At 73.7% G+C, this 10,508-nt stretch carries 10 protein-coding genes; 1 reads left to right on the top strand and 9 read right to left on the bottom strand.

Annotation, left to right across the window (positions count from 1 at the left end):
• The coding region (locus tag COGEMETH_RS06750) for a CYTH domain-containing protein (RefSeq protein WP_238181838.1) at nucleotides 1-722 on the bottom strand (722 nt) is incomplete at its 3' end.
• Between the two features lie 416 nt (nucleotides 723-1,138).
• Here COGEMETH_RS06750 and selB point away from each other — a divergent pair.
• A complete protein-coding gene (selB, locus tag COGEMETH_RS06745) occupies nucleotides 1,139-3,031 on the top strand; it encodes a selenocysteine-specific translation elongation factor (RefSeq protein ID WP_238181837.1) in 1,893 nt (630 codons plus the stop codon).
• A 10-nt stretch (nucleotides 3,032-3,041) separates the two neighbouring features.
• Here selB and COGEMETH_RS06740 read toward each other — a convergent pair whose 3' ends face one another.
• The 8 genes from COGEMETH_RS06740 to COGEMETH_RS06705 form a co-directional block, all read right to left on the bottom strand.
• Entirely contained in the window at nucleotides 3,042-4,316 is a 1,275-nt protein-coding gene (locus COGEMETH_RS06740; RefSeq protein ID WP_238181836.1) for an MSMEG_0569 family flavin-dependent oxidoreductase, read from the bottom strand.
• 65 nt (nucleotides 4,317-4,381) lie between these two features.
• Nucleotides 4,382-4,660, bottom strand: coding sequence for an MSMEG_0570 family nitrogen starvation response protein (locus COGEMETH_RS06735; protein WP_238181835.1), 279 nt, complete (start codon nucleotides 4,658-4,660; stop codon nucleotides 4,382-4,384).
• Nucleotides 4,653-5,879 (bottom strand): MSMEG_0565 family glycosyltransferase, encoded by a 1,227-nt coding sequence (locus COGEMETH_RS06730; protein WP_238181840.1) that lies wholly within the window; start codon nucleotides 5,877-5,879, stop codon nucleotides 4,653-4,655. Before COGEMETH_RS06730 ends, COGEMETH_RS06735 begins: the two co-directional genes overlap by 8 nt.
• 8 nt (nucleotides 5,880-5,887) lie before the next feature.
• On the bottom strand, nucleotides 5,888-6,865 hold the full coding sequence (locus tag COGEMETH_RS06725; protein WP_238181834.1) for a sll0787 family AIR synthase-like protein: 978 nt from the start codon (nucleotides 6,863-6,865) through the stop codon (nucleotides 5,888-5,890).
• On the bottom strand, nucleotides 6,862-7,410 hold the full coding sequence (locus tag COGEMETH_RS06720; protein WP_238181833.1) for an MSMEG_0567/Sll0786 family nitrogen starvation N-acetyltransferase: 549 nt from the start codon (nucleotides 7,408-7,410) through the stop codon (nucleotides 6,862-6,864). The genes COGEMETH_RS06725 and COGEMETH_RS06720 overlap by 4 nt, the downstream gene beginning before the upstream one ends.
• On the bottom strand, nucleotides 7,410-8,507 hold the full coding sequence (locus COGEMETH_RS06715) for an MSMEG_0568 family radical SAM protein (RefSeq protein WP_238181839.1): 1,098 nt from the start codon (nucleotides 8,505-8,507) through the stop codon (nucleotides 7,410-7,412). Before COGEMETH_RS06715 ends, COGEMETH_RS06720 begins: the two co-directional genes overlap by 1 nt.
• Nucleotides 8,452-9,543 carry a Nit6803 family nitrilase gene (locus COGEMETH_RS06710; protein ID WP_238181832.1) on the bottom strand — a complete coding sequence of 364 codons (1,092 nt, stop codon included), beginning with the start codon at nucleotides 9,541-9,543 and terminating at the stop codon, nucleotides 8,452-8,454. Before COGEMETH_RS06710 ends, COGEMETH_RS06715 begins: the two co-directional genes overlap by 56 nt.
• 47 nt (nucleotides 9,544-9,590) lie before the next feature.
• Entirely contained in the window at nucleotides 9,591-10,073 is a 483-nt protein-coding gene (locus tag COGEMETH_RS06705) for an MSMEG_0572/Sll0783 family nitrogen starvation response protein (RefSeq protein ID WP_238181831.1), read from the bottom strand.
• Between the last annotated feature and the right edge of the window lie 435 nt (nucleotides 10,074-10,508).

The raw sequence follows: 10,508 nt of genomic DNA, 5'->3' as shown, positions 1-10,508 counted from the left end.
AGGCAGGCCAGCGCGATCAGGCGGAAGGCGAGCGCCGTGCTCGCATCCTCCGGCAGCACGACCGGCTCGGCCTTGCGCGGCCGGCGCGCGTCTCCGTCCAGCAGCGCGAAGCCCCGCGCGCTCTTGGGCACCACGCCCAGGCGCAGCGGCACGGTCTCGGCGAGCGCCTGGGCCAGGGACAGCAGGTCGGCGGGCGTGCCGGATTCGAGTTCGAGCTCCAGTTCGCACAAGGGGGCGTCGCCCGATTCCGTCTCGACGCGCCCCTCGTCCAGGGTCGCGGAGATGCGCGAGGCCCCGTGCGCGACGCTGCGGGTGGTGCGCATCACCACCGTGGCGAAGCGGCGCTCCAGCGCGGGGGACTTCGCCCCGGCCAGGATCGCGGGCACCGGCGTGTCGGCGAAGGCTGCCGGGTCCGGCGCCTCGCCGGAGACATCGCTCTCCCACTCCGCCCGATCGAACAGGCCGGCCGCGCCCTCGCCCGCCTTGACGGTCTGGACGAAGCGGTCGCCCTTGCGCCGGACCCGTAGGGTGAGGCCGGCCGCGCGCAGGCTGCCCTCGGCGGTGTCGAAGTAGGTGGAGGTCAGGAGTTCCGGCCCGGCCGGCTCCCCCGTCCCATCCCCTTGCCCATCCCCTTGCCCCTGAAGCAGCGGATGGGCCCCGAGCGCCGCCAGGTCCGGCCCGGTGCAGTCCAGCTTCAACTCGATCTCGCGCGGCGCGCTCATGGGTCTCCTCGAAATCCGCCTGGGTCTGCGCGGGCCGGAGGCTGCCGATCGTCCCGCGATGCACACATCCGAGGGATCAAATCCTGTCGGACCGCGCCGTTCCTTAGCACGGCCCGCCAGAGATCACCCAGACTGCGACGCTTGCCAGGGCCATTTCCCAAGGGGGGGGAGGTGCTGTCGCCATCGTGGCGTGCAGTGCACCAATCTCCGCTTTCCCGAATCGAAGCTTTGTGCCAAAGCATATTGTCCACAATGCAAATCTCCCGCTCACGACCGGCCCCGACCGGCCGGGCGTGTTCGGCTCGATGCGGAGCCGGCGTCGGAGATCGCGGATTGTGGGGCCCGCACGCTTCGTCCACAGGCAGGGGCCGGGGCGTGCGTGAACGATCCTTGTCCCGTCAGGTCGGTGGCTCGCGATGAAGACCCTCCTCGTCGGCGTGATCGGTCACGTCGACCACGGCAAGACCGCCCTGGTGCGGGCGCTCACCGGCGTCGAGACCGACCGGCTCAAGGAGGAGCAGGCCCGTGGCGTCTCGATCGTGCCCGGCTTCGCCCTGTTGCGCGCGGGAGCCGGCGAGATCGACCTCGTCGACCTGCCCGGCCACGAGCGCTTCGTGCGGGCGATGGTCTCGGGCGCCACCGGCATGCGGGCGGTGCTGCTGGCGGTGGACGCCAACGAGGGCATCAAGCCCCAGACCGTCGAGCACCTGGAGATCGCCCGGCTGATCGGCGTGCGCCGCGGGGTCGTGGCCCTGACCAAGGCCGACCTCGTCGGCCCCGACGCCCTTGCCGCCCGCATTGAGGAGGTGCGCGCGGCCGCCATCCGCGCCGGGCTGGAGGCGCCCGTGGTGGTCGCCACCTCGACGCTGACCGGCGCAGGCCTCGACGCGCTCTCGGAAGCGCTCGCCGGCCTCCTCGACGAGGCCCCGCCGCGGGGCGACGACGGCTTCCCCTACCTGCCGGTCGACCGGGTCTTCTCCCGCCCCGGCTTCGGCACCGTCGTCACCGGCACCCTGCGGCGCGGTCGCCTCGCGGTCGGCGACACGGTCGAGATCGTGCCGGGGGGGCAGACCGCCATCGTGCGCGGCCTCCAGATCCACGGCCGTTCCGTCGAGGCGGCCGAGCCCGGCCGGCGCACGGCGGTGGCCTTGCGCGGCGTGGAGCTGTCCGACCTGCATCGCGGGCAGGCCCTGTGCGCGCCGGGCCTGCTGGCGCCCGCCCGCTGGATCGACGTGGCGATCACCGCGGCTGCGAGCGCCGAGGGGCTGCTGCCCGGCGGCAGCGCCTGCCGGCTGCTGTTCGGCACCACCGAGGTGCCCGCGCGCCTGCGTCTCCTCGACCGCGAGGCCCTGGAGCCCGGCGCCACCGCGCAGGCGCAGCTGCACACGGGCGAGGAGATCGCGGTGCCGGCCCGCGAGCCCTTCATCCTGCGCCTCGATTCCCCCGCGGTGACGGTGGCCGGCGGCCGGGTGCTCGATCCGGCAAGCCGCCGGCGCCGGCGGCACGACCCGCGGGTGGCCGCCGACCTCGCTGCCATCGCCGCCGGCCCGCCGGCCGAGGCGCTCGCCGTCCGCCTCGCCCAGGCGGGCGCGGCCGGGGCGGCCTTGCCCGAACTCGCCCGGCTCGCGGGCGTGGCGCCGGAGCGGGTCCGGCGCCAGCTCGCCGGGATGGGCGCCCGGGAGGTGGGAGAACGTATCGTCGGCGCCCCGGCCTTTTCGGCCCTGCGCGCGGCCGTGCTCACGGCCCTCGCCCACCACCACCGCGACCACCCGATGGAGCACGGCATCGCCGCCGAACGGCTGGTGCGGGCCCTGGCGCTGCCCGAGCCCGTGGTCGGCGCGGGCTTGCGCGACCTGATCGCCACGGGGGACGCGGCCCAGGCCGGCGCCCTCTACCGCCGGGCGGAGTTCGACCCGGCCCGCAACGAGACCGAGATCGTGCGCCGCCTTGAGGCGACGTTCCGGCGCGCGGGCCTGAGCCCGCCGGACGAGGCGGAGGCGATCGGCCGCGACGTGCGCCGCCGCGAGGCCCTGACCTATCTCGTGGGCGCCGGCATCGTCATCCGCGCCGTCGACCGGGTGCAGCGGCGGGCCGTGCTGTTCCACAAGGAGGCCGTGGCCGGCGCCCGCGCGCGGCTCTCCGAGGCGTTCCCCCACGCCACCGATCCGGAGGCCGGGTTCCTCGCCCGCGAGGCGGGGGCAGCTCTGGGTATATCGCGCAAATTCTCGATCCCGTTGCTGGAGCACCTCGACGCCACCGGGTTCACCCGCAGGACCGGCGACCGGCGGGTGATCGTCGCGCGGGCCTGAGGGGGCCCTCTCAGCTCGCCATCGGCAGGGCCTGACCCCGCGCGGCCAGAGCTTGCCCCTGCGCGGCGATGTGGTCGGCCAGGTGCGCGGTGTCGCGGGCGATGCCGGAGAAGCGGCCCGAGCCCCAGGTGTGGAGCCAGGGCAGGCCGACGACGTAGAGCCCGGCGAGCGGCGTGACCCCGCGCTCGTGCACGGGCAGGCCGCGGGGATCGAGGACGTCCGCCTCGACGAAGGAGAAGTCGGCCCGGAAGCCCGTGGCCCAGACCACGCTGCCGATCTCGGCCTCCGCGAGGTCGAGGGTGGTCTCCGGCGGGCCGGGCCGCCAGAGGGGCCGGTAATGGGCCTGCTCCGGGGCCGTGATGCCGGCCTTGGCGATGTGCGTGTCGATGGCCCCCTGGATGCCGGTATAGACCGCGTCCGCGTTGTCCAGGTTCTTCTCCAAGTCGTCGGCGAAGGCGACCCGGGTGCCGTCGACGTGGATGAGCCGCCCGTGCAGGCGCATGCCTTCGCGGGCGAAGCGGCGCAGGTCGATGTCGCGCCCGCCGTCGCGGCCGGTGAGGTAGTGGTTGGCTTTTCTCCGCACGTCCCCCTTCAGCGGGTGCCGCTCGACGGGCAGATCGTACTGGCCCATCTCGGCGAGCCAGTCGACGGCGTCGCGCCCGCGGTAGACGCGCGGGCAGCGCGGCGCGCTGCCGGTGACGAGGTGGACCCGGCGGCCAGCGAGATGCAGGTCCTCGGCGATCTGGCAGCCCGACTGGCCGGAGCCGACCACCAGCACCGCGCCCGCCCGCATCTGCGCCGGATTGCGGTAGGCGGAGGAGTGGATCTGCTGCACGTCGGGCGGCAGGCCTGCTGCCATGCCGGGGATCGCGGGGACGTGGTAGCCGCTGATCGCCAGCACCACCGCGTCCGCCGTGTAGCCGCCCTCCCCCGTCGCGACCTGGAAGCCGCCGTCGGGCCGCGGGCGCACCGCCTCGACGCCGACGCCCGCGCGCAGGGGCGCTTCGATGCGGCTGGCATAGGCCTCGATGTAGGCGACGATCGCCTCGCGGCCCATGAAGCCGTGCGGCTCGGGACCGTCATAGGCGAAGCCGGGCAACTGGCACTGCCAGTTCGGCGTGACGAGGCAGAAGCTGTCCCAGCGCTGCGTGCGCCAGGTATGCGCGACGCGGTTCTTCTCGAACACCACGTGGCCGATGCCGCGCGCGCGAAGCTGGTGGCTCATGGCGAGGCCGGCCTGCCCGCCCCCGACGACGACGACCGGCAGGTGGCGGTTCTGGCTCATGTCGCTTCTCCTGATCGGCACGATCCCCCCGCCCATCCCCTCGGGCGCGACCGGAACCCCCAAAACTATTCCTCGAAGGCTTCGACGTGGACGGTGCCCGGCTCCTGCCGGGCCGCCGCCTCCTCGATCCGGGCGAGCTGGGCGAGTGCCCGGCCGCAGGGGAAGCCGTAGCGCTCGCGCACCCGCTCGCTCGCCGTCTCCAGGGCCGTGCGGCTGCGTGCCAGGAAGTCGTCGAGGGGGTAGTCCTGGCCGACCGCGAGGTGGTCCTTGATCACCAGGGAGGGCGAGTAGCAGGTCTCCCGCCGCCCGTCGGGCCAGCGGATGCGGAAGCGCATCTCAGGCATGGCCGGGCACCTGGCCGGGCACTTGGAGCGGGGCCTCGATCGCGGGCGGAACGCCTGGGGCGCCTGCGCGCGCGCAGGCCCGGTAGGCCGGCAGGTGGCGCTCGGCGCACAGGCGCCAGTCATGGGCCCGCGCGATGGCATATCCCGCCGGGACGAGGCGGGCGCGCACGCCCGGATCGAGGGCGGCGTCCATGGCGCTGGCGATCGCTGCCGGATCGCCCGGATCGGCGAACAGGGCGTCGCCGGGCCCGAGATACTCGGTGAAGGGTGCCCGGTCGGCGACGATGGCCGGCGTGCCGCAGGCCATCGCCTCCAGGACGCAGAGGCCGAAGCCCTCCTGGAGGGAGGGGAAGGCGAGCGCGTCGGCCAGCCGATAGAAGCCCGGCATGTCCGCCTGCGGCACCGGCCCGGTCGGGATCACCGCCCGGCCCGGCCCGGTCTCCAGCCCCGCGCTCCGGAGGGCGGCCTCGCAGCGGGCGCGGTAGCCCGCATGGTCGAGGAGCGAGGCGCCCCCGACCACGAGCAGCTGCGCGTCCGGCCGGCTCCGGCGCAGGGCGGCGAAGGCCGCGATGATGCCGAGTGTGTTCTTGCGCGCCTCGAACCCGCCGACGCTGAGGAGGACCGGCCCCGGCCCGAGCCCCCAGCGGCGGGCGAGGTCCGCGTCGCCGGGTTCGGCGGCGGCGGTGTAGACGCGCCCGTCGACGCCGTTGCCGACCACCTCGGCGGGCATGCCGTATTCGCGCTCCAGGATTCCGGCCCAGGCCCGGCTGACGCTGAGCAGGCGCGTGGCGTCGAAGATCGCCCGCTCCTGCCACTGTGTGAGCTGCGGTTCGGCGAAGGCGTCCACGTGGTGGACGGTGCGCACGAAGCCGGGGACGAGGCGCCGGCGCGTCAGGGTGGCCAGCGCGTTGCCGCCGATGCCGCAATGGGCGTGGAACACGTCGAAGTCGCAGGCCGCGGGCGTCGCGAAGTGGCGCAGGTAATCCTCGATCCGCGCCCGCACGAGGTCCACGGTCGCTCCGGCCACGGGTTTGGCGGCCACCGAGGTGACGGGGCAGCGCGCGTCGCGGAAGAAGCCGCGCCCGGTCGGGTCGGGGGCGTGGACCACGGCCTCGTGGCCGAGTTCGCACAGGGCCTCCCCAAGCGCCAGGGCGTGGACCACCCCGCCGCGCGGGTTGGTCGAGTGGGTGAGGATGGCGATGCGCAGGGGCCGCTCCATCGGGTCGCTCACTCCGTCCTGCCGCAGCCGATGAGCGGGCTGGCGCGAAAATCCCAGACCACGGCCTCCTCCGCCCCGTCCGCGACGCGGGCGACCCGGCTCGCATCGAGGGTGCCGATCCGCGCCGCCGCGATCCCGCGGGCCTCGAAGCGCGCCGTCACCGCCTCGGTGAGCGCCGGCGGGGTGGCGACGAGGTAGCCGTAGCTCGGGAAGGCGGTGAGCCAGCGCTCCATGGCGACGTGCGCCGGGCGCGGGACGGCATCCAGCACGATGCGGCCCCCGACCCCGGAGCATTCCATCAGCATCAGGGCGGTGCCGACGAGGCCGGCCATGCTCACGTCCTTGGCCGCTCTCGCCAGCCCGTCCTCGGCCAGCCCCGGCAGCATGGCGAGGTCGCCGCGCAGGCGCTCGGGCGGCGCGCCGGTGGCCGCGTCCCAGTAGGGATACGGCTCGCGGAAACGCCCGCGCAGGTCGATGGCCGCGATCAGCGCGTCGCCGGGCCGTGCGTCGAAGCTCGTGAGCAGGGTCCGGCCCGCCCGGCCGAGGATGGCGACGGCGAGGTGCTCGGTGTCGGTGCGGGTGTTGGTGTGGCCGCCGACCACGGGCACGCCGAAGGTCTCCGCGCCCGCCTTCAGGCCCGCCAGCACCGGGTCGGCGAAATCCTGGCCGCGGCTCCAGAGGGCGTCGACCACGGCGATCGGCCGCCCGCCCATCGCCGCGATGTCGCTCACGTTGACCATCACCCCGCAGAAGCCCGCGAAGTACGGGTCGGCGGCGACGAAGCCGTCCAGAAAGCCCTCGATCGCCAGGAGCAGGTGCCCGTCCCCGTCAGGAATCGCGGCGCAGTCGTCGCCCGCCGGCACCGCGGCGTCGCGCCCGGACAGGCCCAGCCGGCCGATCACGGCGTCGATGTCGCGCTTGTGGGCCAGCCCCCGCCCCTCGCGCAGGCTGCGGGCGATGTCTGCGAGGCGCGGCAGGGCCGTCATGACGCGGCCCGGCGCGGGAGGGTGACGAGGCCGTGCTCGGCATCGTGCATCGGCGGGTAGTGCCGGAGGTCCGCCCGCATCAGGCGATGGGGCCGGCCATGACGCGCGATCTCCCCGAGGCTCTCCCAGTGCAGGGCCTCGAACAGGGCCGCGTTGCCGCTCTGGACGTGGGCCAGGAAGCGGGTGCAGCCCCGCGCCCGCGCCGAGGACACCGCCACCCGGATCAGGCCGGCGCCGAGCGCCCCGACCCGGCGGCAGGTCGTGTCCACGGCCAGCCGCGAGCCCCACCACTCCCCCGGCACGCCGGGGCTCCGGTGGATGCGCACGGTGCCGACGACCGCGTCCGGGTCGCCGCCCAGCGTCGAGATTGCGCAGATGGGGATGGCATGCTCGTCGACCGCGTCGCGATCGCCGTCCGAAAAGATGCCCTGCTCATCGCAGAACACCCGGCGGCGCAGGGCCGCGCAGGCCCGGCGCTCCCAAGGGGCGCTGGCGAACTTCACCCGGAACAGGCTCGACCGGTAGGGGGGCACGGGCTCGAACATCAGGGCGTGCGTCCCTCGTAGCTGGAGAGCGCCGAGCAGGCGCCGCAGCGCCCGCAGCCGGCCTTGATGTCGGTGGAGCGCAGGCCGGCCCGCGCCAGCATCCCCGCGAGCGGCCCGAGCACGGCGTGCATGAAGTCCGGGCTCGGGGCGGGGTGGCTCTCGAGCGGCGTGCCCGAGATCGGCACGAAGGGCACCACGAAGGGGTAGACCCCGAGCCCGATCAGGCGCTCGGCCATGGACAGGATCGCCTCGGCCGTGTCGCCGAGCCCGGCCAGGACGTAGGTCGAGACCTGGCCCCGCCCGAAGACCGGCACGGCGGCCTCGAAGGCGGCGAGGTAGCGCTCCAGGGGCACGCTCGCCTTGCCGGGCATGATCGCGGCCCGCACCGCGGGCGTCACCGCCTCCAGATGCATGCCGAGGGCGTCGATGCCCGAGGCCTTCATCCGGGAGAACCAGCGGTCGTCGTCGGGGGGCTCGCACTGGGCCTGGATCGGCAGGTCGACGGCCGCCTTGACCGCGAAGGCGCTCTCGCAGAGCACGGCCGCCCCCCGGTCGGTGGCGTTCGGCGTGCCGGTGGTCATCACCATGTGCTTCACGCCGTCGAGGAGCATTGCGGCGCGGGCGACCTCGGCCAGCTGCTGCGGGCTCTTGTGCGCGATGGTGCGGCCGGCTGCCAGCGACTGGCCGATGGCGCAGAACCGGCAGGTCTTGGCGCGGCTGGCGTAGCGGATGCAGGTCTGGAGCACGGTGGTGGCGAGCACGTCGCGCCCGTGCAGCACCGCGATCTGCGAATAGGGCACCCCGTCGAAGGTGCGCAGCGCATAGAAGCGCGGCGTGTCGGGAAACGTCACCTGCCCGATCACGGCCCCGTCGTGCTCGATCAGGCTGACGCCGTCCCCGTCCGGCCGGCGCACCAGGAAAGGCGAGTCGAAGGCGGTGGCGGTGTGGACCGGCACCATCACCGTGCGGCCCGAGATCGTCATCGCCTTGTGGTCGGAGGGGCCCGCCCCGCCGCGGCGGCTGGCGCTCCCGGCCCGCGCGTCAGCCAGCCTCACGCCGTAGGATTGCAGGGCGACGATCAACCGCTCGGTCGGCAGGCCCGGCGCGGCCAGGGGCAGCGGGCTCAGGCCCGGGGCGTTCGAGCCGGTCAGCAGCGGGCTGTCGCTCATGGTCGGGACTCCGGTTCGAGGGCGGCTTGGCGACGGGCGTGACGACGGGGGTGGCCGGGCGGTCGTCGTGGTTGAGGCTGAGCAGTTCGGGCCGGGCGTAGTGGCCGACCGAGTCCATCATCCGCTTGCGCTTGGTCACCAGCGCCAGGTCCATGTCGGCGACCAGGATGCCCTCGCCCGCCCTCAGGGGCTCGGCCAGGTGCCGGCCCTCCGGCGAGACGATGGCAGTGCAGCACCCGCCCCGCATGGCGCCGCGGAGCCTCTCGTCGGGGCAGGCCGCGGCGACCTGCGCCTCGCTGAGCCAGCCGGTGGCGTTGACCACGAAGCAGGCGGCCTCCAGGGCGTGGTGGCGGATCGTCACCTCCATCTGGTCGGCGAAGACCTGGCCGACCAGCGAGCCGGGGAACTGGGCCGCGTGGATCTCCTCGTGCTGGGCCATCAGCGCGTAGCGGGCCAGGGGGTTGTAGTGCTCCCAGCAGGCCAGCGCCCCGACGCGGCCGACCGCGGTCTCGACCACCGCGAGCCCGGCCCCGTCGCCCTGCCCCCAGATCATGCGCTCGTGGTAGGTCGGCGTGATCTTGCGGCGCTTGAGCGCCAGCGACCCGTCCGCGTCGAAGATCAGCTGCGCGTTGTAGAGCGAGCCGTGGTCGCGCTCGTTCACGCCCAGCACGATCACGGCGCCATGCCGGCGGGCCGCGGCCGAGACGGCCTGCGTGACCGGGCCGGGCACCGTCACCGCGTGCTCGTAGAGGCGCAGGTGCTCGGGCCCCTGCAGGGCCGGGGGCGTGACGAAGGAGAAGTAGGGGTAGTAGGGCACGAAGGTCTCGGGAAACACGAGGAAGCGCGCGCCCTTGCCCGCGGCCTCCGCGGCCGCGTTCAGCACCCGTTCCAGGGTGTTCTCCGGGTTCTCCAGGTCCGGGGCGATCTGGATCGCCGCCGCCCGCACCACGCGTGTCTCGCCCATGCCGGCCTCCCGCGACGAGGCGGCGGCCGCAGCCGCCGGCTTCGATTTCAGAGGGTCCAGGTGTCGAGGACGACGGCGTTGTCGCGCTTGTGCAGCAACACGAGGTCCAGGACGTCGGTGGGGGCGATCGGGCGGATGCCCTCGATCAGCGAGGGCTCGCCGTGGCCGTAGAGCGCCTGGAGGGCGAAGCGGCAGGCATAGACCTTGCCGCTCTCCCCGATGAACTTGGTGATCTGGTTGTTGAAGTTCTGGTGGCCGGGGAAGGCCTCGTCGCCGAGCGTCGGGAAGCCGCGCTGGACGCCCAGCGTCACGCCGGGGCCGTAGAGCAGCACCGAGGTGTCGAAGCCCTTGCGCAGGAGGCGGGTGGCCTGGAGCAGGTTCACGAAGCCGATCGAGCCCTCGAAGGCGACGGTGTGGAAGGTCACCAGGGCCTTCTGCCCCGGCTCGGCCTTCACGTCCTCGAAGACCTTCTCCTCGTAGTCGACGAAGTAATCGCCCTTCTTGTGCTTCTCGGCGCTGACGGCGGGCATCGGAGGCTCCCTGATGTCTGGTATCCGGCGCGGTTCGTCTTGCGGCGACGGTCCCCGACAGGATGGCAATCCCCGTGCCAGCCGGCCGCAAACGACTGTTCGGGCGAAACACCGCTCACGAATACGGTCAATCATGCGGTCAATTGCCGATGTCGGCCCGGTGATCGCGGACGCATCGTTGCGCGCAAGGACTGTGCAGATGCCGCCTGAAACGGCATGATGCGGGTTGCGAATGGGCGGGAATACTTGACTGCATTGACCGGATCGGTGCGGAACGACACCTCGCCGGGGCCCGAGGCACGGCGATTGCTTTACGGTCAATCGGCGATTGACCGGATCGTGACCGGATGAGGGGCGGTATATCGTGTCACCGAAGGAATCCCGTTCGACCGCGCGTCCCTCCCCCCGTTGCGGGGGAGGGTGGCCCGCGAAGCG

Source organism: Methylobacterium trifolii (assembly GCF_022179685.1).
Lineage (GTDB): Bacteria > Pseudomonadota > Alphaproteobacteria > Rhizobiales > Beijerinckiaceae > Methylobacterium > Methylobacterium trifolii.
The sequence above is the reverse complement of the archived record's forward strand: the minus strand, read 5'-3'. Positions and strand labels throughout refer to the sequence as shown.

What these genes read in the sequence shown, in the direction of transcription:
- selB (WP_238181837.1), top strand. Translation starts at nt 1,139, where the DNA reads ATGAAGACCCTCCTCGTCGGCGTGATCGGTCACGTCGACCACGGCAAG.
- COGEMETH_RS06740 (WP_238181836.1), bottom strand. Translation starts at nt 4,316, where the DNA reads ATGAGCCAGAACCGCCACCTGCCGGTCGTCGTCGTCGGGGGCGGGCAG.
- COGEMETH_RS06735 (WP_238181835.1), bottom strand. Translation starts at nt 4,660, where the DNA reads ATGCCTGAGATGCGCTTCCGCATCCGCTGGCCCGACGGGCGGCGGGAG.
- COGEMETH_RS06730 (WP_238181840.1), bottom strand. Translation starts at nt 5,879, where the DNA reads ATGGAGCGGCCCCTGCGCATCGCCATCCTCACCCACTCGACCAACCCG.
- COGEMETH_RS06725 (WP_238181834.1), bottom strand. Translation starts at nt 6,865, where the DNA reads ATGACGGCCCTGCCGCGCCTCGCAGACATCGCCCGCAGCCTGCGCGAG.
- COGEMETH_RS06720 (WP_238181833.1), bottom strand. Translation starts at nt 7,410, where the DNA reads ATGTTCGAGCCCGTGCCCCCCTACCGGTCGAGCCTGTTCCGGGTGAAG.
- COGEMETH_RS06710 (WP_238181832.1), bottom strand. Translation starts at nt 9,543, where the DNA reads ATGGGCGAGACACGCGTGGTGCGGGCGGCGGCGATCCAGATCGCCCCG.
- COGEMETH_RS06705 (WP_238181831.1), bottom strand. Translation starts at nt 10,073, where the DNA reads ATGCCCGCCGTCAGCGCCGAGAAGCACAAGAAGGGCGATTACTTCGTC.